Genomic DNA, 25,490 nt, shown 5'->3' on the forward strand with positions numbered 1-25,490 from the left:
CGATCGTCTCGATCGCCACCGCCCTGCAGGAGTCGAAGCTGGAGAACCTCGGCCACCTCGGCGACAAGAATGACCACGACTCGCTGGGCCTGTTCCAGCAGCGCCCCTCCAGCGGTTGGGGCAGCCCGGAGCAGATCACCGACCCCGAATACTCCACCCTGGCGTTCCTCAAGGGCCTCAAGCAGGTCGACGGCTGGCAGGACATGCCGCTGACCAAGGCCGCCCAGACCGTACAGGTCTCGGCCTACCCCGACGCCTACGCCCAGTGGGAGAAGCAGGCCACCGACCTCGTCAACCAGCACTGGACCAAGTAAGCACACACGTGAAGGCCGGCACCCGAACCACGGGTGCCGGCCTTCGCGCGTGTCAGGACAGGGGTACGCCCTCGGACCGCAGCGTGGACGACCCGGCGGCCACCGACCAGCCGGCCACCCAGCGGCTGCCGCTGGTGCTGCTGGTCCGGTCCGCGAGGTGGTACCAGTCCATCCGGCAGCGCTGCGGCGTCACCTCGAACACCCCGTACCCGTGCCCGTCCAGCTCGGTCCAGCGCACGTGCGGGTTGGTGGCACGGATCAGGCCCGCGCCGAGCTGGCTCAGCGCGTTGCCGGCCGGCAACTTCAGGAAGTCGTTGACGTTGTCGCTGGTCACCGACGGTACGACGAACTCGACAGCGGCCGGGTTGGCCGACCCGGTCGCCCGGGTGGTCACCTCGTTGGCCCACGAGGTGTGGATGTCGCCGGTCAGGAACACCACGTCGCGGGTGCCGGTGGCCCGGAGGTGGTCGACCAGCTCGTTGCGGTCGGCGTTGTAGCCGTCCCACTGGTCGGCGTTGAGCACCGCGCCGTTCTCCGGGATGCCGAGCAGCTTCCCGAGTGGACCGAGCAACCACGCGGGCAGCGCGCCCACGTCCACCCGGGCGATCATCACCGGGTTGCCGACCAGCTTCCAGCGGGCGGTCGAGCCGGCCAGGCCCGCCTTCAGCCAGGCCATCTGCGCGTCGCCGGTGATGGTGCGGGCCGGGTCGTCGACGGCCGTGCCGGACGCCTGCGCCGAGCGGTACGACCTCAGGTCCAGCATGGACAGCTCGGCCAGCCGGCCGAAGCGGAACCGTCGGTAGATCGCCCCGTCCACACCGATGCGCACCGGCATCCACTCCAGGTACGCCTGCCGGGCGGCGGCCAGCCGGTCGGCGAACGGCCCCTCGGTGCCGGGCGTGTGGTTCTCCGCGCCACCGGACCACTCGTCGTTGGCCACCTCGTGGTCGTCCCAGGTGATCACCCACGGCACCGCCGCGTGCAGCGCCTGCAGGTGCGGGTCGGTCTTGTAGAGCGCGTGCCGGATCCGGTAGTCGGCCAGCGTGAGCACCTCGTGCGCCGGCTGGGTGGGCCGGACCACCCGGCCGGCGGCGGTGAACTCGCCGGTCCCGTACTCGTAGAGGTAGTCGCCGAGGTGGACGATCAGGTTCAGGTCGTCGCGGTCGGCGAGCCGCCGGTACGCCGCGAAGTAGCCGGCCTCCCAGTTCGCGCAGGACACCACGCCCAGCCGCAGCCGGTCGACGGACGCGTCGGCCGGCGGGGCGGTGGTGGTGCGGCCGGTCGGCGACCAGGCGTCGGCGTACCCGAATCGGTACCAGTAGGTGGTGGCCGGGGCGAGGCCGGTGACCGGGATCTTCACGGTGTGGTCGCGGGCCGCGCCGGTGGCGATCGTGCCGACGGCGACCGGCGTGGTGAAGTCCGGGTCGGCGGCGACCTGCCAGCGCACCTCGACGTCCGGGCCGGCGCCGGAGCCGGGCAGCGCGTCGGGGGTGGGGGTGACCCGGGTCCAGAGCAGGATCCCGTCGGGCAGGGGGTCGCCGGAGGCGACGCCGTGCCGGAAGGCGGCGGTGGCCGCGCCGGCGGGGGAGGCGCCGGCCACTGTGGCGCCGGCGAGGACGGCGGTGCCGGCGGTGGCGCCGGCGAGGCGCAGCAGGGCACGACGGTCGAGGGTGTTCGTCATGCCCTCGTATCTATCAATGTCGACGTGTCGCGCGCTGCCCCGGTCACGCAGAGTTCTCCGGGACTTCCGTCCGGGTTGGCCGGGACGGGTCGCTCAGGACCGGCGCCGGCCGGCGACGATGTCGGCCACGGCCACGCCCAGCGCCAGCACGATGATGCCGGCGGCCAGCAGCAGCGAGTGCCGAAACGCCAGCGCCCAGTCGTTCTGGTGCTGCGCCAGCGTCGAGAAGAACAGCGCGCCGACCGCGGCGATGCCGGCGGCGGTGCCGATCCGCTGCCCGGTCTGGAGCATGCCGGCGCCGCTGCCGGCCATCGGCACCGGCACCTCGGAGAGGGTGAGCGTCTGGTTGGGCGCGATCACCAGGCCGCTGCCCAGCCCGGCGACGAGCAGCGGCAACGCGGTCCGCAGCGGCACGTTCTGGTGCGGCCCGCCGGTCAGCACCAGGTCGGTCGCGACCAGGCCGACCACCACGGCGAGCAGTCCGATCGCGACCAGCGGCCGGCCGTAGCGGGTGACCACCCGGCCGCCGAGCGCGGAGGCGAGCGCCGAGCCGAGCGCGAACGGGGTGATCGCCAGGCCGGCGACCAGCGCGCTGTAGCCCAGGCCGATCTGGAGGTAGAGGGTGAAGATGAAGAAGATCGCGGTGAAGCCGGCGAAGTAGATCAGCCCGATCAGCGAACCGAGGGTGTACGAGCGCAGCCCGAACAACCGCAGGTCGAACAGGGGTGTGGCATGCCGGGCGAATCGGCGTTCCCACAGCGCGAAGCCGGCCAGCAGCAGCAGGCCGAGCGGGATGAGCAGCCACTTGGCCGAGCCCTGCCACTGTTCCCGCTGCACCAGCGGCAGCAGGATCACGGTGACCCCGGCCCCGAGCAGCAGCACGCCCACCGGGTCGAGCCGGTGCCGGCGGGGCTGGCCCTCGGGCCGGGCCGGCATCAGCCGCCAGCCGAGGACCATCGCCACGATGCCGACCGGGATGTTCACGAAGAACACCCAGCGCCATCCGTGCTCCTCGCCGCCGACCTGGATGAGCAGCCCGCCGAGCAGCGGTCCGACCGCGGTGGAGATGCCGATGGTGGCGCCGAGCAGCCCGAACGCACGACCCCGGTCGGCGCCTCGGAACAGTTGCTGGATCATGCCACTGACCTGTGGGTTCACCACGCCGGCGGCGGCGCCCTGGACGAGTCGGGCGACGATCAGCCAGGTCGACGAGGTGGCCAGCCCGGCCAGCGCGCTGGTCAGCGTGAACAGTCCCACCCCGACCACGAACGCGGTACGCCGCCCGCGCGCGTCGCCGAACCGCCCGGCGGGCACCAGCACCAGGCCGAACGTCAGCGCGTACCCGGACAGCACCCACTGCAGATCGCTCGGGGTGGCGTCCAGCGCCCGGTCGATCGACGGGACGGCGACGTTGACGATGCTGACGTCCAGCAGCGTCATGAACGCCGCGACCAGGCCGACGCTGAGCGCCTGCCAGCGGCGCCTGTCGTCGGGTCCCGCGTCCGGCGCCGGTGCCCGGCCACCGCTCATCGTGCCCCCCGCAGACCGTTGATCACGCATCCCCGATCGCTACCCGGACCCCGGCGGGGCAAACGGCGCGATCAGGCAGTCTGGCGTGCGCACCACCGGGGCCCGAAGTCCAGGCCCGACATCGGCGAGTCCTCCCGGTGCAACAGCCCTCGCTCGGTGAGCGAGTGCAGCGGCTCGTGCACCTCCTCCTCGCTCAATCCGGTCTCCTCGGCGATCATGTCCGGGTAGGGGACGTGGCCGCGTACCTCCAGCGCGGTCACCGCCTGGTAGACCCGTTCCTCGACCGCGGACAGCTGGACCTGAGGCATCGCTCCTCCTCGGCGTGGGCCGCCCGACCCGCGGACAGCCGGCGACCGGCGGTTACCCGGCGGGCCGGCGATGATGCCCACCCGTTCGAGGGTCGTGGTGGGCGGCCCGGTCCGGCGGTGCCCTAGGCTGCACCCGTGATCGTCTGGGACCTGGTCGTGGTCGGTGGCGGGCCCGCCGGACTCTCCGCCGCGCACGCGGCGGCCCGGGCCGGCGTCCGCACGCTGGTGGTCGAGCGGGCCACCCACCCCCGGTACAAGACGTGCGGCGGCGGCCTGATCGGCACCTCCCTGGCCGAGGTCGACGGCCGGGCCGAGGTGCCCGCGCACGACCGCGTCGACCGGGTGACGTTCACCCGCGACGGGCGGCGCGCGTTCACCCGCCGCCACCGCACACCGCTGGTGACCATGATCCGCCGGGAGGAGTTCGACGACCGGCTGCGCGCCGCCGCGGTCGCCGCGGGCGCCGAGGTCCGCGAGGGCGTCGCGGTGCGCGCCGTCGAGCAGGACCCCGACGAGGTACGCCTGCGGCTGGCCGACGGCGAGGTGGTGCGCGCCCGGGCGGTGGTCGGCGCGGACGGCTCCTCCGGGGTGACCGCCCGCCACGTCGGGGTGCGCTTCGACCAGGTCGACCTGGGTCTGGAACTGGAGTTGCCGGTGCCCGCCGCCGAACGGGAGCGGTGGCGGGGGCGGGTGCTGCTCGACTGGGGGCCGGTGCCCGGCTCGTACGCCTGGGTCTTCCCGAAGGGCGACCGGCTCACCGTCGGCGTCATCTCCGCGCGTGGTGAGGGCGAGCGGACCCGCGCCTACCTGCGAAACTTCGTGGCCCGGCTGGGGTTGGCCGGGATCGTCCCGGAGCACGACTCCGGGCACCTGACCCGCTGCCGGGCCGAGGACGCCCCGCTGCGCCACGGCCGGGTGCTGGTCGCCGGCGACGCGGCCGGCCTGCTGGAGCCGTGGAGCCGGGAGGGGATCAGCTACGCGCTGCGCTCCGGCCGCCTGGCCGGCGAGGCGGTCGCCGGCGGCGACCTCGACGCGTACGGGCGGGAGGTCGGGCGGCGGCTGGCGCCGGAGATGCGCGCCGGGCACCGGCTGCTGGACGTGTTCGAGCGGCGGCCCGACGTGTTCCACGCGATGCTGGCCAGCCCGCCCGGGTGGCGGATGTTCGTCCGGTTCTGCCAGGGCCGGGTCAGCTTCGCCGAGGCGCTCGAGCGGCGGCCGGTGCGGGCCGGGCTGGCCTTGCTCGACCGGCTGCCCCCGGTCAGGGGACGATGACCGCCCGGCCGTGGATGTCGCCCCGGCGCAACGCCTCGTACGCCTCGGGCGCCTCGGCCAGCGGGAACGTCTGCACGTCGGCGTGCAGCCGGCCGGCGCGGCCCAACGCGATCACCTCCTGGAGTTCGGCCCGGGTGCCCCAGAACGGCACCACCACGCTCGTCTCCAGCGGCACCGTGGGCGGTTCGTCGGCGACCGGCCGGACCGGCAGCGTGCCGCCGGCCAGGCCGACCAGCAGCAGCTGACCGCCGGTGGCGACGACCTGCCGGGCGGTGTCCAGGGTGGGCTGCGCGCCGACGAAGTCGAGCACCACGTCGGCGCCGTCCGGCGGCGGGCCGACCAGTTCGCGGATCTTGTCGACGGCGTCCGGGCCGGCCTGCACCACGTGGTGCGCGCCGAGGCGGCCGGCCAGGTCCAGCGCGGCGACGCTGGTGTCCACCGCGACGATCCGCACCGCGGTGGTGGCGACCAGGATCTGCAGCGCCATGTGCCCCAGCCCGCCGATGCCGATCACCACGCAGGTGGTGCCGGGACGCAGCCGGGGCCGGGCCAGCTCCACCGCGTGGTACGGGGTCAGCCCGGCGTCGGTCAGCGGGGCGGCCTGGGTCGGGTCCAGGTCGCCCACGTGCAGCAGCCGGGACGCCGGCACCACCACGTACTCGGCGAGCCCGCCGTCGCGGCTGAGCCCGATGCCGCCCAGCGGGACGACCCGGCAGCGGTTTTCCTCACCGCGCAGGCAGGCCCGGCACCGGCCGCAGCCGATGATCCCGTAGACCGCCGCCCGGTCCCCGGGTGACCAGCCGTCCACGCCCGGCCCGGGGGTCTCCACCGTGCCGGCGATCTCGTGGCCGAGCGTCATCGGGGTGGGGAACGTCCCCGCCGCCGCGTCGAGGATGTGCAGGTCCGAGTGGCAGGCGCCGACCGCGCCGACGCGCAGCAGCACCTCGCCGGGCCCGGGCTGCGGGGTGGGCACCTCGGTCAGCTCCAGCACCCCGGGAGCGGTCATCCGTACCGCGCGCATCTCGCCCTCCACCTCGTCGGCCGTCGCGGCGGCATACCCCCGCCACCGCAGTTGATACCGACGCGTGACCGGCGGAGCGCACCCGTCCGCGGTGGTCGGTCCCTGCCGCCGGAGACACCCATGCTGTTCCACTCGTGTTCCACCCGGCCCGCGAGTGGAACAGCATGGGTGTCTCGCGGGGGCGCACAATGTGGGCATGAGCGAGCCGGCCGCGTCGTTCACCGACGAGGAGTACGCGTTCCTGCGGCATGTCCGCTACGGCGAGCTGCCGCCCCGGGTCAGCCCCGAGGAACGCGCGGAGAGCACCGAGACGGACAGCCGCCCGGACCGCCCTGATCCGGCCGGCGGCGAGTCCGAGTGGCACCTGCGCGCTGGCGGCTAACACTCAGGCGGCGACGCGTCTTCGTGCAATCGAAGGGGCTGCGGGTGGAACATCGGGGCCATCGGTGACGGCCGCGTGAGATGCGGCGAGGGGCCCCGGCGCGACGCCGGAGCCCCTCGTGGACGCCTCAGAAGACCGGCACGCCCTCGCGGACCAGCTTCCAGTTCGGCACGAAGAAGTCGGCCGGGTCGATGACGCCCTTGGCCTGCGCCCAGTCGATGAGCAGTTGGCGGATCTCCTGCTGCGCGTTGTAGACCTGGGTCTTCACGATGCCGGGGAAGTTGCCGCCGCCGCTGCGCCGGTAGTTGTTCACCGCCACCACGAACTGCGCGTCCGCCGCCACCGGGGTGTCGGTGCCGGCCAGCACCAGCCGGGTGATCCGCTGCCCGACCGGCTTGGAGATGTCGATGTCGTAGTCGACGCCGGAGAACACGTCGTAGTTGTAGTCCGGCACGGCCGGGTCGCTGATCGTCTCCGGGTCGACCGCGGCGCCCACCGGCACCGTGACGAAGTACTTCGCCGAGTACTCCAGGTACGCCTTCACCTCGGCGCCGGTCAGCACGACCGCCTCCAGGGTGTTGTCGTACACGTAGAGGCCGGCCACGTCGCGGATGCGCACGTCGCCCTGCGGGAAGACCGCGGTGCGGCTGAACGGCGCGGCGATCGACAGCACCGGCAGGCCCGCGTACGCGCCGCCGGCCAGCGCCGCGGTGACCACCTCGGTCTGCACGTGGTTGATGAAGTCCAGGATCGGGGTGTCCTTGTAGCGCGACTCGGCGGCGGACAGCTCCACGCTCGACCGCGCGACGACCTTGTTGACGTAGTCGACGGTCTTGGCGTGCTGGCCGCGCACGGCCGCGAGCACCGCCGGGTCCTCGACCACCGTGTTGGTGTTCAGCGTGGTGGCCGACGAGTCGACCACCTTCCAGCAGCCCTTCTCCCGGGCGAGCGTGAAGTCCATCCGGGTCAGCCGCTGGCCCCACTTCGACGGCTCGGAGGTCAGCACCGCCCTGCCGGTCTTCAGGTTGGTGACGAACTTCTCCGGCACCTCGTTGTGGGCGTGCCCGAAGAGGATCGCGTCGATGCCGGGCACCTGCTCGGCGATCAGCGCGGTCGGGTTCTCGTTCGGCAGCTCCGGGCCGTAGCTGGAGGTGCCGCTGTCGCCGCCGTGCGCGGAGATGATGACCACGTCGGCGCCGCGCCGGCGCATCTCCGGCACCCACTTGGCGGCGGTGGCGACCATGTCGGCGAAGACCAGGCGGCCCTCGACGTTGGCCTTGTCCCAGATGGCCACGCCGGGGTTGGTCAGGCCGAGGATGCCGACGCGCAGCTTCGGCGCGCCGTGCCCGCCGAGCCGGACCTCCTTGATCACGTACGGGAGGAAGGCCGGCTTGCCGGTCTTCTCGTTGATCGCGTTCGCGGCGAGCGCCGGGAAGCCGAGCTGCTTGATCCAGGTGGCGAGCAGCGGCAGGCCGTAGTTGAACTCGTGGTTGCCCAGCGTGACGGCGTCGTACTTGAGCACGTTCATCGCGTTGGCCATCGGGTGCGTCTCACCGGTGCTGGTGATCGGCTCCTGCTTGGCGTAGTAGGTGGCCAGCGGCGTGCCCTGGATGGTGTCGCCGGCGTCCAGGACCAGGGTGGCCCGGCCCTTGCGCTCGGCCCGGATCTGGTTGACCAGGGTGGCCAGCTTCGCGACGCCGACGTCGTTGTGCTTGCTGTCGTCGAACTCGGCGTCCTTGTAGTAGTCCCAGTTGTAGACGTTGCCGTGGGTGTCCGAGGTGCCCAGGACGGTCAGGTCCCAGGTCTTCGGCTGCTTCGGCTTCGCCTCGGCGGGGGCGCCGGCGAGCAGGGGAGCGGTCGCCGCGGCGGCGGCGACGGCCAGCACCTGACGCCGCGAGGCGCCGGAGGAGGAGGTCAATGCGGTGCCTTTCGGAGGGGGTACGCGCCTCGTGGGCGCCGTTGCGCACCATAACCACCAGCTGTCACGAGCGCCACATCGCCCCGAGATGTTCGCCCCGTCGTCACCGGCTGCTGTTTTCCGCCGATCGCCCGGGGTGGGGCCGACATGCTCGTCTCCTCCCCGGCCGACCGGGGCATCCGGGTGAACGCGGTCGCTCCCGGACCGATCTGGACGCCGCTGATCCCGGCCACCATGCCGGCGGAGAAGGTGGAGCAGTTCGGCACCGACGTGTCGGTGGGCCGCCCCGGGCAGCCGGCCGAGCTGGCCCCGGCGTACGTCTTTTACCGGACGGCCGTCCGGGTCAGCGGGGCCAGACGGCCATCCGGCGGCGCACCTCGGCGATCCGAGCCGCGTCCAGGCCGTAGCGGGTGAACCGGCGGTCGGCCAGGGCGTCGAGGTAGCGGCCGGCCGCGCGCACGTCGGCGTCGTCGAGCGCCGGGTCCACCTGGCGGGCCAGCTCCAGCAGTTCGGCCACCGCGTACCGGTCCAGGGCGGCGGCGACGTCGATGTAGTCGCGGACCTCCCGCCGGTTGACCAGTGCGGCGGTCTTGTTGGCGATCAGGTCCCGCACGTCCATCACCGGGCCGAGGTCCATCACCACCGGGCTGCGGTGCCTGTCCAGGCGGGCCAGGCTGAGGCGGATCTCGCGCCCGTCCCGGCTCACCACGAAGTCGCGCAGGTCGCGGTCGAAGCCGTCGAACACCTCGCCGAGCCCGCCCGGGTCCGCCTCCTCCACCCGGTAGCCGGCCCGGCGCAGCGCGTCGCGTACGTCGGCGGCCGCCGCGGCGGCGGCGCCCTCCACGTCGGCGAACAGGTCGACGTCCTCGGTGGGGCGGGTGACCAGGCCGTGCGCCGCCCAGGCCACGCCGCCGCCGAGCACGAAGCGGTGCGGGCCGGCGGCGGCCAGCGCCACCCGGGCCACCTCGCGGTAGAAGTCGTGCGGGTGCGTCACGCGCTGCGCAGGCTCCGGTGCCGGCTCTCCCAGGCCAGGCGCACGCCCCGCGGGAGGTTGAGCAGCGACCACACCCGGCGCAGCGTGCCCGCGTGGATCAACTCCCGCAGGTCCTCCACCCGGCTGGTCTCGCGCAGCACGTTCTCGTACATCCAGAGCAGTTCGTCCGGGTCGGCCAGGTCGAAGGCGCGCTCGCTGCTCCACATCAGGCGTACCGGCAGCTCGACGATGCCGGCGGTGGGGCCGGCCAGCTCGGCCAGGGTGCGCGCCACCACCGCGGGACGCCCGGGCCGGGCGAGGTACGCGCTGACGGTGGCCGACATGGCATCAGGGTAACCCCTGCCCGGGGTGCGGGGTGCCGCGGTCGGTGACCGGGGTCACGACGCCCGGCGGAAGAAGGTCCGTGCCGGTACCGTTGTGCAGAGCGTCGGTGTGACCAGTGTCCCCGGGCCTCACCTAAATTGCCTTCGCGGAATACCGTTCGGCTGGAGCCGCGTCGCGCCACTCGCCGAGAGGCGACCTGCACACCGACGCCCAGCGCCGCCCCGGCCGTTCCGGTCGGGGCGGCGCTGTTTTCCGCTCGACTCGCGAGCGTCGTTCGGCTGGCCTAGTGTGCAAAGGGCCAGCCGATCTTCGCGTGGAGGGGGTGCCCGGGTGGGTCTGAAGACGTTCATCCAGGGTTGGCCGGTCTACCGGCAACTCACCGGCACCGACCCGCTGGGTCGCGGCGCCGCCGCCCAGTCGGCGCGCTCCGCCGAGCTGACCGCCCGCACCGAGACCGCGGACGGTGTGGCCCGCTCGGTCTGCCCCTACTGCGCGGTCGGCTGCGGGCAGCGCGTCTTCCACAAGGACGGCCGGGTCACCCAGATCGAGGGCGACCCGGACAGCCCGATCTCCCGCGGCCGGCTCTGCCCGAAGGGCTCGGCCAGCAAGAGCCTGGTGACCAGCCCGCTGCGTCAGACCAAGGTCCGCTACCGCCGGCCGTACGCGACCGAGTGGGAGGACCTGGACCTCGACGTCGCGCTCGACATGATCGCCGACCGGATCCTCGCCGCCCGCGACGAGACCTGGGAGGACGTCGACGACGAGGGCCGCCCGCTCAACCGGACCCTCGGCATCTCCAGCCTGGGCGGCGCGACGCTGGACAACGAGGAGAACTACCTCATCAAGAAGCTGTTCACGGCGATGGGGGCACTCCAGATCGAGAACCAGGCCCGGATTTGACACTCCGCCACCGTCCCCGGTCTGGGGACCAGCTTCGGTCGCGGCGGCGCGACGGACTTCCAGCAGGATCTCGCCAACGCTGACGTCATCGTCATCCAGGGCTCCAACATGGCCGAGGCCCACCCGGTGGGCTTCCAGTGGGTGATGGAGGCGAAGAAGCGCGGCGCGAAGGTCTTCCACGTCGACCCGCGGTTCACCCGCACCAGCGCGCTCGCCGACACCTATCTGCCGATCCGGGCGGGCACGGACATCGCGCTGCTCGGCGGCGTGGTGCGCTACATCCTGGACAACGAGCTGGACTTCCGGGAGTACGTGCTGGCGTACACCAACGCGGCCACGATCGTCAGCGAGAAGTTCGCCGACACCGAGGACCTGGACGGCCTCTTCTCCGGCTACAACCCGGAGACCGGCTCCTACGACCACGCCAGCTGGCAGTACGAGGGGCAGGAGGGCAACACCACGGTCCGGGGCACCGGCAAGGAGCGCGACTCGGCCTCCGGGCTGGAGCACGAGTCGCACGGCGAGCCGGTGCCGGCGCAGACCCGGCGGGACGAGACGTTGCGGCACCCGCGCTGCGTCTACCAGATCCTCAAGCGGCACTTCGCCCGCTACACCCCGGAGATGGTGGCCCGGGTCTGCGGCATCCCGGAGGAGAAGTTCCTGGAGCTGGCCCGCGCCTGGACGGAGAACTCCGGCCGGGAGCGCACCGGTGCGCTCGTCTACTCGGTCGGCTGGACCCAGCACAGCGTCGGCGTGCAGTACATCCGCACCGGCTCGATCATCCAGACGTTGCTGGGCAACATGGGCCGGCCGGGCGGCGGCATCCTGGCGCTGCGCGGGCACGCCAGCATCCAGGGCTCCACCGACATCCCGACGCTGTTCAACCTGCTGCCCGGCTACCTGCCGATGCCGCACCACGCCGACCACCCGACGTTCGACAAGTGGGTGGACAGCATCCGGCACCCCGGTCAGAAGGGCTTCTGGGGCAACTCGCGGGCGTTCGCGGCGAGCCTGCTCAAGGCGTACTGGGGTGACGCGGCGACGCCGGAGAACGACTTCGGCTACGGCTGGCTGCCCCGGATGACCGGCGACCACGGGACCTACCAGCAGGTCCTCAACATGATCGACGGCAAGGTGAAGGGCTACTTCCTGCTCGGGCAGAACCCGGCGGTCGGCTCGGCGCACGGCCGGGCCCAGCGCCTGGGCATGGCCAACCTGGACTGGCTGGTCGTGCGCGACCTGTTCCTGATCGAGAGCGCCACGTTCTGGAAGAACAGCCCGGAGATCGCCACCGGGGAGATCGTCCCGGAGGAGTGCCGCACCGAGGTGTTCTTCCTGCCGGCGGCCTCGCACGTGGAGAAGGAGGGCACCTTCACCCAGACGCAGCGGATGCTGCAGTGGCGGGAGAAGGCGGTCAACCCGCCCGGCGACGCCCGTTCCGAGCTGTGGTTCTTCTACCACCTGGGCCGGGTCCTGCGGGAGAAGCTGGCCGCCTCCACCAAGCCCCGCGACCGGGCGCTGCTGGACCTGGCCTGGGACTACCCGACGCACGGCGCGCACGCCGAGCCGAGCGCCGAGGCGGTGCTCCGGGAGATCAACGGCTTCGACGTGGCGACCGGCCGCCCGCTGAACGCGTTCGCCGAGGCGAAGGACGACGGCTCCACCGCGATCGGCTGCTGGATCTACACCGGCGTCTACGCCGACGGGGTGAACCAGGCGGCCCGCCGCAAGTCCCGGCACGAGCAGGACTGGGTGGCCGCCGAGTGGGGCTGGGCGTGGCCGGCGAACCGGCGCACGCTCTACAACCGGGCCTCCGCCGACCCGGAGGGGCGGCCGTGGAGCGAGCGCAAGAAGTACGTCTGGTGGGACCCGGACGCCGGCGAGTGGACCGGCTACGACGTGCCGGACTTCGAGAAGACGAAGCCGCCGTCGTACCGGCCGCCGGAGGATGCCTCCGGGCCGGCGGCGCTCGCCGGTGACGACCCGTTCGTCATGCAGGGCGACGGCAAGGCCTGGCTGTACGCGCCGAGCGGCGTGCTCGACGGCCCGATGCCGACGCACTACGAGCCGGCCGAGTCGCCGATGCGCAACCCGCTCTACGGGCAGCAGGCCAACCCGACCCGCAAGATCTACGAGCACCCGATCAACCGGATCAACCCGAGCCCGCCGGAGCCGCACAGCGAGGTCTTCCCGTACGTGTTCACGGTCAGCCGGCTCACCGAGCACCACACGGCCGGCGGGATGAGCCGTACCGTGCCGCGCCTGGCCGAGCTGCAACCGGAGATGTTCGTCGAGGTGTCCCCGGAGCTGGCCGCTGAGGTCGGGCTGGCGCATCTTGGCTGGGCGCACCTGATCAGCGGGCGCGCGGTGATCGAGGCGCGGGTGCTGGTCACCGACCGGCTCACCCCGCTGCGGGTGGACGGGCGGATCATCCACCAGGTCTGGCTGCCCTACCACTTCGGCAGCGAGGGGCTGGTCACCGGCGACTCGGCGAACGACCTGTTCGGCATCACCCTGGACCCGAACGTGCTCATCCAGGAGAGCAAGGTCGGCACCTGCGACATCCGGTCCGGGCGTCGACCGACCGGGCCGGCCCTGCTCGACCTGGTCGGCGACTACCAGCGGCGCGCCGGCATGCCCCCGGACCGCAAGGTGCCGATCGTGACCACCGACGTGCTGGGCGGCGAGAACGCGGCCGGCAGCACCGACGAGCAGACGCCCGAGGCCGCGGCGCGCGACGGAGAAGACCATGCCTGACGCCAACAGCCTGTACGGACCGCTCGACCCGGCGCCCGACGCCGGCTGGGAGGCCGCGCCGCCCCGGATGGGCTTCTTCACCGACACCAGCGTCTGCATCGGCTGCAAGGCGTGCGAGGTCGCCTGCAAGGAGTGGAACGGCGTCCCGGACTCGGGCTTCGACCTGCTCGGCATGTCCTACGACAACACCGGCGCGCTGACCGCGAACTCCTGGCGGCACGTGGCGTTCATCGAGCAGCCCCGCCCGGCGGGGCACCGCACGCCGCCGTTCGCCGGTGACCCGACCGGGCCGGCGGCCGGCAGCCCGGCGTCGGCGGCGGTCGGCGCCGGCACGGCCACCGACACCGGCACGAACCCGGGCCTGCCGCCGGGCCGACCGGAGTCGGCGGCGCGGATGTCCACCGGGCCGGAGTTCCTCGGCATGCCCGGCGCGCAGCCGCCCGGGCGGGGCGCCGGCGCGGAGAGTCGCAGCGACTTCCGCTGGCTGATGATGTCCGACGTGTGCAAGCACTGCACGCACGCGGCCTGCCTGGACGTCTGCCCGACCGGTTCGCTGTTCCGCACCGAGTTCGGCACCGTGGTGGTGCAGGAGGACATCTGCAACGGCTGCGGCTACTGCATCTCCGCCTGCCCGTACGGCGTCATCGACCAGCGCAAGGACGACGGCCGGGCGTGGAAGTGCACGCTCTGCTACGACCGGCTGGGCGCCGGCATGACCCCGGCCTGCGCGCAGGCCTGCCCCACCGAGTCGATCCAGTACGGTCCGCTCGACGAGCTGCGCGACCGGGCCGCCCAGCGGGTCGCCACGCTGCACGAGCGCGGCGTGCCGGAGGCCCGGCTCTACGGCCACGACCCGACCGACGGCGTCGGCGGGGACGGCGCGTTCTTCCTGCTGCTGGACGAACCCGAGGTGTACGGTCTGCCGCCGGACCCGGTGGTCACCACCCGGGACCTGCCGCAGATGTGGAAGCGGGCCGGCCTGGCCGCGCTGGCCATGGCGGCGGCGACCGTCGCCGCGTTCGTCGGAGGATCGTCGTGAGCCCGGACCGTCCGGTGGGTGCCCTGTTCCGTCGCTTCCGGGAGCGCCTGGCCGCCGAGCGGACCGCCGTCGCGAACCGGACCGGCGGGGAGCCCGGCTCGCCGACCGCCCGTGGGGTGGGCCGCGCCGACAGCGGCAGCCGGGCCACCGGCACCGGCGCCGGGGTGGGACGCACCGACGCCGGCGCCCGGGACGCGGGGCTGACCCCGCACCCGCCCCGCGACGCCGCGCCGACCGTGGGTCGCCGGCGCGGCGGCAAGGGTGGCAGGGGTGGCGAGCAGCTCACCGTGCCGCCGGCGGAGTTCACCTCCTACTACGGCCGGCCGGTGCTCAAGCCGCCGGTGTGGAAGTGGGACATCGCCGCCTACCTGTTCACCGGCGGGCTCGCCGCCGGCTCCTCGCTGCTGGCCGCCGGCGGGCAGCTCACCGGCCGCCCGGCACTGCGCCGCGCCGGCCGGGCCACCTCCCTGGCGGCGGTCAGCGCCAGCGCGTACTTCCTCATCAACGACCTGGGCCGGCCGAGCCGCTTCCACCACATGCTGCGGGTGGCGAAGCTGACCTCGCCGATGTCCGTGGGCACCTGGATCCTCAGCGCGTTCGGCCCGGCCGCCGGGATCGCCGCGGTCGCCGAGGTCGCGCCCCGCCTGCCCCCGCACGGTGTGCTCGGGCCGGTCCGCCGGCTGCTGCCGCCGACCGGGCACGCGGCCGGGCTGGTCGCCGCCGTCACCGCGCCGGCGCTGGCCACGTACACCGGGGTGCTGCTGGCCGACACGGCGGTGCCGTCCTGGCACGAGGCGTACCCGGAGCTGCCGGTCATCTTCGCGGGCAGCGCGCTGGCCAGCGGCGCCGGCGTCGGGCTGCTGGCCGCGCCGCCCGGGCAGGCCGGGCCGGCGCGACGCCTCGCGGTCGCCGGCGCGGCGTTGGAGCTGTGGGGCGCGCACCGGGTGGAGAACCGTCTCGGCCTGCTCAGCGAGCCCTACGCGGCGGGCACCCCCGGGCGGCTGCTGCGCGCCGGCCGGGCGCTCACCGCCGCCGGGGTGGCCGGCGCGTGGCTCGGCCGCCGCAGCCGGCTGCTCTCCGCGGCCTCCGGCGGCGCGCTGCTCGCCGCCTCCGTCTGCACCCGGTTCGGCATCTTCCACGGCGGCGTCGCGTCGGCGCGCGACCCGAAGTACACCGTGGTCCCGCAGCGGGAACGCGCCGACCGGGGGGCCTGAGCACCTTGCCGGGCGGCCGGCGGGCCGCTGTGGTTGACTGCTGCGTGGAGGCGTTCAGGCGGCTGGTGCCCCTCCCGGTCTTCAAAACCGGTGTGGTCCGGGACCCGGGCCAGGCGGGTTCGATTCCCGTCCGTCTCCGCCAAACCGTCCGGGGGAGCGTTGATGCGTGAGGTGGACCCGCGGCGGCGGGTGCCGCGCACCGACGCGCTGCTCGCGGACCCGGCGCTGGCGGCCGCCGCCGGCACGCTCGGCCGCGACCGGGTCAAGGCCGCGATCGTCGCGGCCCAGCACCGCGCCCGCCGCGGCGAGATCACCCCCGAGCGGGTACGCGACGCCGCGCTGGCCGCGCTGCCCGGGCGCACGCCCCGGCCGGTGCTGAACGCCACCGGCGTGGTGCTGCACACCAACCTCGGTCGGGCCCCGCTCGCGCCGGCCGCCGTGGACGCCCTGGTCGCCGCCGCCGGGCACACCGACGTGGAACTCGACCTGGCCACCGGCCGGCGGGCCCGGCGCGGCCGGGAGGCGCTGGACGCGCTCGCCGTCGCCGTGCCCGACGCGGCCGCCGTGCACGTGGTCAACAACGGCGCCGCCGCGCTGGTGCTGGCCGCCACCGCGCTCGCCGCCGGCCGGGAGATCGTGGTCAGTCGCGGCGAGCTGGTCGAGATCGGCGACGGGTTCCGCCTGCCCGACCTGCTGGCCAGCACCGGCGCCCGGCTGCGCGAGGTGGGCACCACCAACCGCACCACCCGGGCCGACTACGCCGCCGCGATCGGCCCGGACACCGGCTTCGTGCTCAAGGTGCACCCGTCGAACTTCGTGGTCACCGGCTTCACCTCGGCCGTCCCGGTGGGGGAGTTGGCCACGCTCGGCGTGCCGGTGGTCGTCGACATCGGCTCCGGGCTGCTCGCGCCGGATCCGCTGCTGCCCGACGAGCCGGACGCGGCGAGCACGCTGCGCGCCGGGGCGCACCTGGTCACCGCCAGCGGCGACAAGCTGCTCGGCGGGCCGCAGGCCGGCCTGCTGCTCGGCGACGCCGACCTGGTCGAGCGGCTGCGTCGGCACCCCCTGGCCCGGGCGCTGCGGGTGGACAAGCTCACCCTCGCCGCGCTCGCCGCCACGCTGCACGCCCCGGCCACGCCGACCGGGGACGCGCTGCGCGCCGACCCGGGCCGGCTGCGCGAGCGCACCGAACGGCTGCGGGACCTGCTCGGCGCCGACGGCTGCAAGGCCGAGGTGGTGCCGGCGGCGGCGGTCGTCGGCGGCGGCGGCGCGCCCGGCGTGGAGCTGGACTCCTGGGCGCTGAGCCTGCCCGAGCGCTACGCCGTGCCGCTGCGCACCGGTGAGCCGGCGATCCTCGGCCGGGTCCTGCACGGCCGGCTCCTGCTCGACCTGCGCGCGGTGCCGGAGAGCGCCGACGGGCACGTGCGCGCCGCGATCCTGCGCGTGGCGGGCTGAGCGCGGTGTGGGTCGTCGCCACCGCCGGGCACGTCGACCACGGCAAGTCCACGCTGGTCCGGGCGCTGACCGGAATGGAGCCGGACCGGTGGGCCGAGGAGCGCCGCCGGGGCATGACCATCGACCTGGGCTTCGCCTGGACCACGCTGCCCTCCGGCGGCACCCTGGCGTTCGTCGACGTGCCCGGGCACGAACGGTTCGTGCCGAACATGCTGGCCGGGGTCGGTCCGGTGCCGGCCGCGCTGATCGTCGTCGGCGCCGACGAGGGCTGGATGCCGCAGTCCGCCGAGCACCTGGCCGCGCTGGATGCGCTGGGGGTGTCGCACGGGCTGCTGGCGGTGACCCGCGCCGACCTGGCCGACCCGGCGCCGGCCATGACCCGCGCCCGGCAGGAGATCGCCGGCACGTCGCTCGGCGAGGTGGAGGCGGTGGCGGTCTCCGCGGTCACCGGCGCCGGCCTGCCCGAGCTGCGCGCCGCCCTGGACCGCCTGGTCGCCCGGCTGCCGGACCCGGCCCGGGACGCCCCGCTTCGGCTCTGGGTGGACCGGGCGTTCACCGTGCGCGGCAGCGGGACCGTGGTCACCGGCACCCTCGGCGGCGGCCGGCTGCGCGTCGGCGACGAACTCGAACTGGCCGCCACCGACGAGCCGGTGCGGGTACGCGGCCTGCACTCGCTGGGCGTCGCCCGCACCGAGGTCGACGCGGTGGCGCGGGTGGCGGTGAACCTGCGCGGCCTGGCCCGGGACCGGGTGGGACGCGGCGACGCCCTGCTCAGCCCCGGCCGCTTCGGCCGCACCGACCTGCTCGACGTGCGCCTGACCGGCGACCCGGCCGCCGACCTGCCGGCGACGCTCATGCTGCACGTGGGTTCCGCGGCGGTGCCGGCCCGGGTCCGGCCGCTCGGCCCGGACACGGTCCGGCTGCGCCTGGCCCGGCCGCTGCCGCTGCTGATCGGCGACCGGGCGCTGCTGCGCGACCCCGGCCGGCACCACGTGGCCGGCGGGGTGACCGTGCTGGACGTGGACCCGCCGCCGCTGCGCCGCCGCGGCGCGGCCGCCGCCCGGGCCGGCGTGCTGGCCGGGCTGGACGGGCGACCCGACCTCGCCGGTGAGCTGCGCCGCCGGCGACTGGTGCGGGCCGGGCAGCTCAGACGGATGGGCGTGCCAGCCACCGCGAGCCCGGTGGTCGGTGACTGGCTCGCCGACCCGGAGCACTGGCGGGACCTGGGTCGCCGGCTCGCCGAGGAGGTCACCCGCCACGCCGGCGAGCACCCGCTCGCCGCCGGCGTGCCGGTCGACGTGCTGCGCCACCGCCTCGGCCTGCCCGACCGGGTGCTGGTGACCGCGCTGCTGCGTCCGCCGCTGCGGCTGCGCGACGGCCTGGTCACCGCCGCGACCGCCGGGACCCTGCCCGAACCGGTGGCCCGGGCGGTGGCGCGGGTCCGCGCCGAGTACGGCGACCGGCCGTTCCAGGCCCCCGAGACCCACCACCTCGCCGGTCTCGGCCTGGGGCCGCGGGAGATCGGCGCGGCGGTGCGGGCCGGCGCGCTGCTGAAGCTGGCGGAGAACGTGGTGCTGCTGCCGGGCGCGCCGGACGACGCGGCGCGGGTCCTCGCCGGCCTGCCGCAGCCGTTCACGCTCAGCGCCGCCCGGCAGGCGCTGGGCACCACCCGCCGGGTGGCGGTGCCGCTGCTGGAACTGCTGGACCGGCGCGGTGTCACCCGGCGGCTGCCCGACGACGCCCGCGAGGTGGTCCGCCCGCCCGGCTGACCGGTTGCGCGCGGATGTCAGAGTATCGGCATGATCGACACGCGTCGTCTCGACCGGGCTTGGCTGCGCCGGCGGGCGCTGCCGGCGGCGCTGCTGGCGTGCTGGCTGGTCTGGGCGGCGCTGGCCTGGTGGACCGCGCCGCGCGCCGACGACGAGGCCGGCCTGCAGCGTGACCTCGCCGCCGGCCGGGTGCTGACGATCACCCGTGCCGAGGGATGGGACGACTCCGGCCCCTGGGCCCGCCGCCCGGAACCCCGGTTCGCGGAGGGCGGCTCGACGGTGGTCTGGGCCCGCCCCGACGGCCGTTTCCACTACGCGTACGTGCCTGCGCCGGTGACCGACGGCGAGGACGGCGCCGACCCGGATCCGCAGCCGGGCGCCGATCCCGGCTCCCCGTCCCCGGCGGCGACCGGCGCGTCGCCGGACCCGGACAGCGGTCGGTTCCGGGACCCGTGGACCGACCCGCTGGCCGACCCCCGCGCCCTCGACGCCACCACCCACTTCGGCGACACCCGGGCCGACGCGCTCGCCGACGCCGCCACCGTGATCGCACTCGTGATCGGTGCCGCCTGGCTGCTCACCCTGCTCGCCGGCCCACCGCCGGTGCTCGGCACGCGGTGGTACTGGTTCTGGATCGGGCTGCTGCCGCTCGGCGTCGGCGTGCTCGCCTGGGCGTACCGGGAGTGCTGGCGCGCGGACGCGCCCGCCACCGGGTCGCGCCGCTCCGGCTGGAGCGGGCTGGGCTGGTGGATCGTCGGTGGCATCGGGGTGTCGCTCGTGGTGGTGGGGCTCGGCGTGGTCCTCGGCGACGACCTGGTGCCGAGCTGGTGAGCCAACCGGCGACGGCGGCCCGGCCCGGTCACCTACCGTGACGCCATGGACCCCTCCGCGATCTGGCGGGACAAGAACCACAGATGGCGCATCGAGGCGTATCGGGCCCCGGACCTGCGGTTCGCCATCTTCGCCACCAACGGCACCACCGAGTCGGCGCCGCTGTGGCTGTTCGGGATGGCCGCGCTGGCCCGCTGGCTGATGACGCACGCGGTCTCCCTCGACGACCTGGAGACCGACTGACCCGAACGGGGGACATCCGGGGCGAACCGCGGGCCCGGTGCCACCGCCGGCCATACCGTGCGGGGCGTGAAGGACCGAGGACTGCGGACGTTCGTCACCGTGCTCGCCGGGCTGGCGGTGATCTACTTCGGCGCCACCGGGCACCGTGCCAGCGGCGGCGAGGGCGGCGGCATCTCCGGCGGCGTGGTGCTGCTCGCGCTGCTCGCCTCGCTGCTGGCCTGGCACCTGACCCGGCCCGGGCCGGCCAAGTAGCCGCGTCGGCTCAACCGGACGCCGCGGCGGTGCGGCTCACCTCGCCGGCCGACTCCTCGCCGAGCGCCACCCGCACCAGCGCCGACGCCAGCCGCCCGAAGTCCGCCTCCCCGACCAGCCCGACCAGGCTGCCCGGGTTCGCCGGCAGGCCGAGGCGCCGGGCCCCGGCCAGGGTCCGCCGGTCGGCGTACGGGCGCACGTCGGGCCAGACCGCCTGCGCCTCGCGCAGGAAGATGTCCGCGCCGGTCGGGCCGATGCCGGGGAACTCGGTGAGGAACCGGCGCAGCACCGTCCGGTCCGCGCCGGCCTCCCGGTGCAGCCGGCGCAGGTCGCCGTGCCACCGGTCCAGGCAGAGCCGGGCGCCGGTGCCGAGCATGGTGGCGGTCCGCTCGTCGTAGCGCCGGTAGTGACCCCGACCCAGCGCGTCCACCCGTTGCTGCCAGCTCGCCGCCTCCATCGCCTGCGGGGTGCGCCAACCGGCGGTGAACAACTCCCGCGCCGCGGCCACCGCCACGCTCGCCCGGATCCGGGTGCTCAGCAGCGTGGTGAGCACCAGCAGCTGGTAGAGCGGGCCGGGCCGGTCCGCGAGGGTGATCCCGGCCTCCTCCGCGTACGTGCGGGACTGCCGGTCCAGCAGGGCTCGCGCCACGTTCCGATCGTCCGCCATTCGTCCCGGTTACCCACCGGGAGCCGGACCAGACCCCGACGCGGTGGCGGAATGCGCCGGGCGGCGGCGGGTACCCCGCTCACGTGCCCGGTCGACGGCCGTGCGCACCCACCGGAGGGAGAGACCTGTGGTCAAGCCGCAGCAGGAGGAACTTCGCCGCAACGACCTCGGCGCGACCAGCCAGGACAGCCGGAAGTCCGCCGTCGGCGGCGGGGACCGCTCGCGTGGCGGTGGCACGTCGAACGCCGACGCGGGGCGGCCGGTGCCGAAGGGGCAGACGTCGCCGTACGGCCCGGCCGGTGAGCCGGTGGCCGACGACGCCAGCGACCGCTGAGCGGGTCACGACGACGGCCGCAGCCTCCGCCAGGTGGCCGCGGCCGTCAACCCGTACGCCAGGTGCGGCACCAGGTCGGAGAGCCAGTCGATCCGGCGCCAGGTGCGCGGGTCGGTGACACCGAGCAGCGTCATCGAGCTGTCCGAGACGGCCATCACCCCGCCGCCGAGCAGCGGCACGGCCACCGGCAGCGGCACCCGCCGGTGGGCGGCGAGCAGACCGAAGGCCGCCCCGGCCGCGATCCCGGTGACGTATCCGAGCACCGGCCCCAGGCCGGCCCGGCGGTTCGCGGCCTCCTCCACCGGCCCCAGGTCGACGTGCGCCACGTCGGCGAGTCGGCCGGCGGTCGTCTCCGGGGTGGTGCTCGCCGGGCGGGCCCGTACCGTCATGTCGAGATAGCTGACCACGTTGAGCACGGCGCTGCCGACGGCGCCCGCGATGGCGCCGTCGACCAGCGGTGCCGCCCTCACTTCGGGTCGCCCGGTTCGCGCTCACCCTTGGGTCCGTAGGTCCGTTCGCCCCGCACGACGCCCCGCTGACCCCGGTCGTCCTGCAGGATCCGGTTGGCCACCTGGTTCGCCTCCTGGTCGGCGGCCCGTCCGGACTGCTCGACGCGGTCGCGCAGGCGTGCCCGCTGCTTGTCGTACGCGTTGCTGCCCGGCCGTGGTCCTGGCATCGCCGCCTCCTCCGGTCGCTTCGGCTGACGGCACCGTCTACCCGCCCGGGGCGCGGACAACCGTTCAGTCGGGGGCGCGCACCACCGCGACCGGACAGTCGGCGCGGTGCAGCACCGCCTGGCTCACCGAGCCGAGCAGCAGCCCGGTCAGCTCGCCGCGCCCCTGCCGGCCGACCACGACCAGCTGGGCGTCGCGCGAGGCCGCGGTGAGCGCCGCGACCGGGCGGGCGTGCACGACCTCGCGGGTCACCGGCAGATCCGGCCAGCGCTCGTCGATGCCGGCCAGTGTCTCGGTCAGCGCCCGTTCCTCCTCGTCGCGTACCTGGTCCTCGTCGTACACCAGGGGTTGCATGTCGCCCGGCCCCCGCGAGGTCGGATGGGTCCAGGCGTGCACGGCGTGCAGGCGGGCGCCGCGCGCGGACGCGGTGCCGGCGGCGAACTCGACCGCGTCGCGGGACAGCGGCGAGCCGTCCACGCCGACCACCACCGGGCCGGCGGCGCGGTCCGTGCCGCGGGCGATCAGCACCGGGCAGTCGGCGTGCGAGGCGACCTGCACCGCGACGGAGCCGACCACCAGCGCGGCGAAGCCGCCGAGACCCCGGTCGCCGAGCACCACCAGCGCGGCGGCGGGGGACTCACCGAGCAGCACGGCGGCCGCCTCCCCGTCGATGATCTCGCCGGTGATCCGCAGCCCGGGGCACTCCGCCCGGGCCACCGCGACCGCGTCGGTGACCAGTTGCTCGGCCTGGTGGCGCAGGCCGGCCCCGGGCGGCGACTGCGCGGGCGCGGACACCGGCACGCGCAGCAGGGGCCAGATGAAGGCGTGCACCACCCGCAGCGGGCGGTTGCGGCGGTCGGCCTCCCGGGCCGCCAGGCGTACCGCCCGGGCCGCCGGCTCCGAGCCGTCCACGCCCACCACCACTGCCGCGCCGTTCGCCGAGTTCACCCCGTGCCTCCCGTCGCCGGCCGCCCTGGCGTCAGTATCGCGGCCGGCGTGGCCCCGCCGGGCCGATACCGCGTGAGTGGACCGCTCGGTACGCTGGCGGTCAGCGCCCAGGGGAGGGAGCCTCGTCGATGGCCGCACCGGAGGCACCGAGCACCGCCCGCATGATCGACCACTGGCTCGGCGGCCGGCACCACCGCCCGGTGGACGTGGCGGCGGCATCCGCGTTCGAGGCGGCGTACGGGCCGTGTGCGGCGATCTTCCGCTCGTTGCGGGGCTTCCTGGGCCGGGCGGTGCGGGCGATCGCCGCCGAGGGTGTCGACGGCTTCCTGGTGTTCGGCGCCGGCGTCCCGACCTGCGGCAACGTGCACGAGGTGGTGCCGGATGCCACAGTCCTCTACACCGATGTCGACCCGGAGACGGTCCGGCTCGGCCGGCGTCTGCTGGCCGGCAGCGACCGGGTGGGCTACGGCCACGGTGACGCCACCGACATCGGTACCCTCGACCCGGCCCTGCTGCGCCGCTTCGTGCCGGGGTGGGGGCGTCGGCCGGTCGGGGTGGTCTTCCTCGGGCTGGCCGCGTTCCTGGACGACGACACGCTCGCCCGCACCCTCGACGAGCTGTACGAGGCGGTGGCGCCGGGCAGTTGGCTGGCGATCGACGTCGACGGCGAGGAGCTGGCCGGGCACCCGGAGGCGTTGGCCATGATGGGTCCGGCGTTCCGGATGCGCGCGCCCGAGCGGTTCGCGCCGCTGCTCGGTCGGTGGCGACCCACGGTCGAGGGCGTCGTGCCGGTCGCCCGGTGGCGGCCGGTGGGCGAGCCGGAGCCGGTGCCGGACGCGTTCTACGGCGCGTTGGCGCAGCGTCCGGCCGGCTGACCGGCACCCCCGGCCCGGTGTCGGTGGCCCTCCGTATGATGTTTGCCCTGTAGCAATAGTCGTCATCGGAGGATGAGCACATGCCGGAGGCGTCCGGACCGGTGTCGCGTGCCCTGCGCACGGCGCCACCCGACCAGCTGGCGGAGGCCGCGGAAGCGGTGCTCCGTCAGACGTTCGGCGCGGTGCGGGCGGAGGTGTTCGTCGCCGACTACCGGTCCAGCGGCCTCTGGCCGGTGCTGGACCCGGATCGGCCCGACGGCGGCCCGCTCCGCTCCCACGGCGTGGCCCAGCGCTGTTTCAGCAGTCAGCAGCCGGTGTTGGACACGGCTGACGACGGCCGCTGCCGCGCCTACCTGCCGCTGTCGGTGTGGGGGGAGCGGCTCGGCGTGCTGATGGTGGAGCTGCCGGCCACGCCGGACGCGGAGACCGTCGCCGCCGCGCGGGAGGCGGCCGGCGACCTGGCGGTGGCGATCCGGGCGGCCGACCGGGAGACCGACCGCTACCGCCGGGCGCGCCGCCGGGAACGGCTCAGCATGGCCGCGGAGATGCAGTGGGACCTGCTGCCCGGGCGCAGCGTCCGGCACGGCGACGTGTTGCTGGCCGGGCAGCTCGAACCGGCCTACACGGTGGGCGGCGACCACTTCGACTGGTCGGTCGACGGTGATCGGCTCACCGTCACGGTGCTCAACGGCGCCGGCAACGGGTTGTCCGCGTCCTTGCTCACCGCGGTGACCGTGAACGCCATGCGCAACGCGCGCCGCTCCGGCGGCAGCCTGGTCGAGCAGGCGGAGCTGGCCTCCGACACGATCTTCTACCAGCACCGCGGGGAGCGGCACGTGGCCACGCTGCTGCTGGAGCTGGACGACCGGCGCGGCGTGGTGCGGGCGGTGGACGCCGGTTCCCCGCACGTGTTGCGGCTGCGCGGCGGCCGGGTCACCCGGGTCACGCTGGAGCAGCAGCTTCCGTTGGGCATGTTCGCCGAGACCCGCTACGCGGTGCAGGAGTTCGGCCTGGAGCCGGGGGACCGGCTGTTCGTGGTCAGCGACGGGGTGTACGCGGCGGAGCCGGACGAGCAGGAGCCCTACGGGAATCGAGCGATGGCGCGGGCGATGCGGTCCACTCGGCTGCAGCCGGCGACCGAGGCAGTTGGTACGGTGATGCGCGAACTGCACGCGTATCATGCCGACGCGGATCTCCGCGACGACGCGGTCGTCGTCTGCCTGGACTGGCGCGGTTCCAGCCGGTCGGACGACGTCACCGGGCAGTGACCGGAGCGGCGGAGCGAACACGAGCGAGACGATCGCAGGGGACAGCGGGTGGAGCGACCTCCGAATCTTGCCGCGGCCGTCGAGGCGGCTGCCGGGGCGCTCATCGGTGTGCTCGACTCCGCCGTCTCGCGGGACACCGTCAGCGTCTCGCCCACCCAGTTGCGGGTGCTGTCGCTGATCATGTCGCACCCGGACACCAACGTGAACCGGCTGGCCGAGCTGCTGGACGTGGTGCCGTCGTCGGCCAGCCGGCTCTGCGACCGGCTGGAGGCGGTGGGCCTGTTGCGTCGGGTGGCCGATCCGCGCGACCGCCGCGAGGTGCGCCTGCTGCCGACGAACGCCGCCGAGTCGCTGCTGCGGGAACTGCAGGAGCGACGGCACCGGGCGGTGCAGGCCGTGCTCGACCGGATGCCCAACCGGGTGCAGCACGAGCTGCTGCTGGCGCTGCTCGCGTTCGGCCAGGCGGCCACCATGAACGCGCCGCAGACCGGCTCCGACTCGACCGCGCGCACCGCCTGAT

At 74.7% G+C, this 25,490-nt stretch carries 25 protein-coding genes, 1 tRNA gene and 2 pseudogenes; 17 read left to right on the plus strand and 11 right to left on the minus strand.

The annotated features are described in order from the left end of the window. Positions 1 to 314 (plus strand): annotated as a pseudogene (locus GA0070213_RS03025) (hypothetical protein); the annotation flags it as partial. 52 nt (positions 315 to 366) lie between these two features. Here GA0070213_RS03025 and GA0070213_RS03030 read toward each other — a convergent pair. The 3 genes from GA0070213_RS03030 to GA0070213_RS03040 all read right to left on the minus strand — a co-directional run bounded on the left by GA0070213_RS03030 (position 367) and on the right by GA0070213_RS03040 (position 3,833). Continuing rightward, complete coding sequence (locus GA0070213_RS03030) at positions 367 to 1,995, minus strand: alkaline phosphatase D family protein (RefSeq protein WP_091056756.1); 1,629 nt, start codon at positions 1,993 to 1,995, stop codon at positions 367 to 369. 93 nt (positions 1,996 to 2,088) lie between these two features. Next, positions 2,089 to 3,525, minus strand: a complete 1,437-nt coding sequence (locus GA0070213_RS03035; RefSeq protein ID WP_091056760.1) for an MFS transporter — start codon at positions 3,523 to 3,525, stop codon at positions 2,089 to 2,091. Between the two features lie 71 nt (positions 3,526 to 3,596). Continuing rightward, positions 3,597 to 3,833, minus strand: a complete 237-nt coding sequence (locus GA0070213_RS03040) for a hypothetical protein (protein WP_091056763.1) — start codon at positions 3,831 to 3,833, stop codon at positions 3,597 to 3,599. A gap of 135 nt (positions 3,834 to 3,968) precedes the next feature. On the opposite strand from GA0070213_RS03040, the gene GA0070213_RS03045 reads away from it, so the two are divergent. After that, entirely contained in the window at positions 3,969 to 5,105 is a 1,137-nt protein-coding gene (locus GA0070213_RS03045; protein WP_091056766.1) for a geranylgeranyl reductase family protein, read from the plus strand. On the opposite strand, the gene GA0070213_RS03050 is transcribed toward GA0070213_RS03045, so the two are convergent. Next, positions 5,092 to 6,126, minus strand: a complete 1,035-nt coding sequence (locus GA0070213_RS03050; protein WP_091058471.1) for an NAD(P)-dependent alcohol dehydrogenase — start codon at positions 6,124 to 6,126, stop codon at positions 5,092 to 5,094. The two genes, GA0070213_RS03045 and GA0070213_RS03050, sit on opposite strands and share 14 nt — an antisense overlap. Before the next feature lie 196 nt (positions 6,127 to 6,322). On the opposite strand from GA0070213_RS03050, the gene GA0070213_RS03055 reads away from it, so the two are divergent. Next, the gene (locus GA0070213_RS03055) at positions 6,323 to 6,508 is read left to right on the plus strand and encodes a hypothetical protein (protein ID WP_091056769.1); all 186 of its coding nucleotides are present in this window, start codon (positions 6,323 to 6,325) and stop codon (positions 6,506 to 6,508) included. Between the two features lie 127 nt (positions 6,509 to 6,635). Here GA0070213_RS03055 and GA0070213_RS03060 read toward each other — a convergent pair whose 3' ends face one another. Next, complete coding sequence (locus GA0070213_RS03060) at positions 6,636 to 8,426, minus strand: bifunctional metallophosphatase/5'-nucleotidase (protein WP_091056772.1); 1,791 nt, start codon at positions 8,424 to 8,426, stop codon at positions 6,636 to 6,638. A gap of 150 nt (positions 8,427 to 8,576) precedes the next feature. Here GA0070213_RS03060 and GA0070213_RS03065 point away from each other — a divergent pair. Then, a pseudogene (locus tag GA0070213_RS03065) lies at positions 8,577 to 8,840 on the plus strand (SDR family oxidoreductase); the annotation flags it as partial. On the opposite strand, the gene GA0070213_RS03070 reads toward GA0070213_RS03065, so the two are convergent. Both GA0070213_RS03070 and GA0070213_RS03075 read right to left on the minus strand, forming a co-directional pair. Continuing rightward, complete coding sequence (locus tag GA0070213_RS03070; RefSeq protein ID WP_091056775.1) at positions 8,770 to 9,420, minus strand: nucleotidyl transferase AbiEii/AbiGii toxin family protein; 651 nt, start codon at positions 9,418 to 9,420, stop codon at positions 8,770 to 8,772. The pseudogene GA0070213_RS03065 and the gene GA0070213_RS03070 overlap by 71 nt on opposite strands. Beyond that, positions 9,417 to 9,743, minus strand: coding sequence for a hypothetical protein (locus tag GA0070213_RS03075; RefSeq protein WP_091056779.1), 327 nt, complete (start codon positions 9,741 to 9,743; stop codon positions 9,417 to 9,419). Before GA0070213_RS03075 ends, GA0070213_RS03070 begins: the two co-directional genes overlap by 4 nt. Positions 9,744 to 10,074: 331 nt before the next feature. On the opposite strand from GA0070213_RS03075, the gene fdh reads away from it, so the two are divergent. The 9 genes from fdh (at position 10,075) to GA0070213_RS03120 (ending at position 20,204) form a co-directional block, all read left to right on the plus strand. Beyond that, positions 10,075 to 13,401 carry a formate dehydrogenase gene (fdh, locus tag GA0070213_RS03085; RefSeq protein ID WP_245716235.1) on the plus strand — a complete coding sequence of 1,109 codons (3,327 nt, stop codon included), beginning with the start codon at positions 10,075 to 10,077 and terminating at the stop codon, positions 13,399 to 13,401. Further along, entirely contained in the window at positions 13,394 to 14,440 is a 1,047-nt protein-coding gene (locus GA0070213_RS03090) for a 4Fe-4S dicluster domain-containing protein (RefSeq protein WP_091056792.1), read from the plus strand. Before fdh ends, GA0070213_RS03090 begins: the two co-directional genes overlap by 8 nt. Continuing rightward, positions 14,437 to 15,654 carry an NrfD/PsrC family molybdoenzyme membrane anchor subunit gene (gene nrfD, locus GA0070213_RS03095; protein ID WP_091056796.1) on the plus strand — a complete coding sequence of 406 codons (1,218 nt, stop codon included), beginning with the start codon at positions 14,437 to 14,439 and terminating at the stop codon, positions 15,652 to 15,654. The genes GA0070213_RS03090 and nrfD overlap by 4 nt, the downstream gene beginning before the upstream one ends. A gap of 46 nt (positions 15,655 to 15,700) precedes the next feature. After that, positions 15,701 to 15,796: transfer RNA gene (locus tag GA0070213_RS31380), tRNA-Sec, on the plus strand. A 20-nt stretch (positions 15,797 to 15,816) separates the two neighbouring features. Further along, positions 15,817 to 17,109, plus strand: a complete 1,293-nt coding sequence (gene selA, locus GA0070213_RS03100; protein ID WP_091056799.1) for an L-seryl-tRNA(Sec) selenium transferase — start codon at positions 15,817 to 15,819, stop codon at positions 17,107 to 17,109. Between the two features lie 5 nt (positions 17,110 to 17,114). Beyond that, entirely contained in the window at positions 17,115 to 18,878 is a 1,764-nt protein-coding gene (gene selB / locus GA0070213_RS03105) for a selenocysteine-specific translation elongation factor (RefSeq protein ID WP_091056801.1), read from the plus strand. 30 nt (positions 18,879 to 18,908) lie between these two features. Beyond that, the gene (locus GA0070213_RS03110) at positions 18,909 to 19,709 is read left to right on the plus strand and encodes a hypothetical protein (protein ID WP_091056805.1); all 801 of its coding nucleotides are present in this window, start codon (positions 18,909 to 18,911) and stop codon (positions 19,707 to 19,709) included. A 45-nt stretch (positions 19,710 to 19,754) separates the two neighbouring features. Next, positions 19,755 to 19,952 (plus strand): hypothetical protein, encoded by a 198-nt coding sequence (locus tag GA0070213_RS03115; RefSeq protein WP_091056808.1) that lies wholly within the window; start codon positions 19,755 to 19,757, stop codon positions 19,950 to 19,952. A 66-nt stretch (positions 19,953 to 20,018) separates the two neighbouring features. Beyond that, positions 20,019 to 20,204, plus strand: a complete 186-nt coding sequence (locus GA0070213_RS03120; RefSeq protein WP_091056811.1) for a hypothetical protein — start codon at positions 20,019 to 20,021, stop codon at positions 20,202 to 20,204. Positions 20,205 to 20,214: 10 nt separating this feature from the next. Here the strand turns inward: GA0070213_RS03120 and GA0070213_RS03125 are convergent, their stop codons facing one another. After that, positions 20,215 to 20,871, minus strand: coding sequence for a hypothetical protein (locus GA0070213_RS03125; protein ID WP_091056814.1), 657 nt, complete (start codon positions 20,869 to 20,871; stop codon positions 20,215 to 20,217). A gap of 127 nt (positions 20,872 to 20,998) precedes the next feature. On the opposite strand from GA0070213_RS03125, the gene GA0070213_RS03130 reads away from it, so the two are divergent. Continuing rightward, entirely contained in the window at positions 20,999 to 21,205 is a 207-nt protein-coding gene (locus GA0070213_RS03130; RefSeq protein WP_091056818.1) for a hypothetical protein, read from the plus strand. A gap of 5 nt (positions 21,206 to 21,210) precedes the next feature. On the opposite strand, the gene GA0070213_RS03135 is transcribed toward GA0070213_RS03130, so the two are convergent. The 3 genes from GA0070213_RS03135 to GA0070213_RS03145 all read right to left on the minus strand — a co-directional run bounded on the left by GA0070213_RS03135 (position 21,211) and on the right by GA0070213_RS03145 (position 22,827). Next, positions 21,211 to 21,675, minus strand: a complete 465-nt coding sequence (locus GA0070213_RS03135) for a hypothetical protein (RefSeq protein ID WP_091056821.1) — start codon at positions 21,673 to 21,675, stop codon at positions 21,211 to 21,213. Beyond that, positions 21,672 to 21,881 carry a phosphatidylethanolamine-binding protein gene (locus tag GA0070213_RS03140; protein WP_091056824.1) on the minus strand — a complete coding sequence of 70 codons (210 nt, stop codon included), beginning with the start codon at positions 21,879 to 21,881 and terminating at the stop codon, positions 21,672 to 21,674. Before GA0070213_RS03140 ends, GA0070213_RS03135 begins: the two co-directional genes overlap by 4 nt. Positions 21,882 to 21,945: 64 nt before the next feature. Further along, positions 21,946 to 22,827, minus strand: a complete 882-nt coding sequence (locus GA0070213_RS03145) for a universal stress protein (RefSeq protein ID WP_091056828.1) — start codon at positions 22,825 to 22,827, stop codon at positions 21,946 to 21,948. A gap of 128 nt (positions 22,828 to 22,955) precedes the next feature. Here GA0070213_RS03145 and GA0070213_RS03150 point away from each other — a divergent pair, with 128 nt between their 5' ends. The 3 genes from GA0070213_RS03150 (at position 22,956) to GA0070213_RS03160 (ending at position 25,489) form a co-directional block, all read left to right on the plus strand. After that, entirely contained in the window at positions 22,956 to 23,702 is a 747-nt protein-coding gene (locus tag GA0070213_RS03150) for an SAM-dependent methyltransferase (protein ID WP_091056833.1), read from the plus strand. Between the two features lie 80 nt (positions 23,703 to 23,782). Further along, positions 23,783 to 24,970, plus strand: a complete 1,188-nt coding sequence (locus GA0070213_RS03155) for a PP2C family protein-serine/threonine phosphatase (protein ID WP_091056835.1) — start codon at positions 23,783 to 23,785, stop codon at positions 24,968 to 24,970. Between the two features lie 48 nt (positions 24,971 to 25,018). After that, positions 25,019 to 25,489 carry a MarR family transcriptional regulator gene (locus GA0070213_RS03160; RefSeq protein ID WP_091056839.1) on the plus strand — a complete coding sequence of 157 codons (471 nt, stop codon included), beginning with the start codon at positions 25,019 to 25,021 and terminating at the stop codon, positions 25,487 to 25,489. Position 25,490: the final 1 nt, after the last annotated feature.

It is taken from the genome of Micromonospora humi (assembly GCF_900090105.1).
GTDB lineage: Bacteria > Actinomycetota > Actinomycetes > Mycobacteriales > Micromonosporaceae > Micromonospora > Micromonospora humi.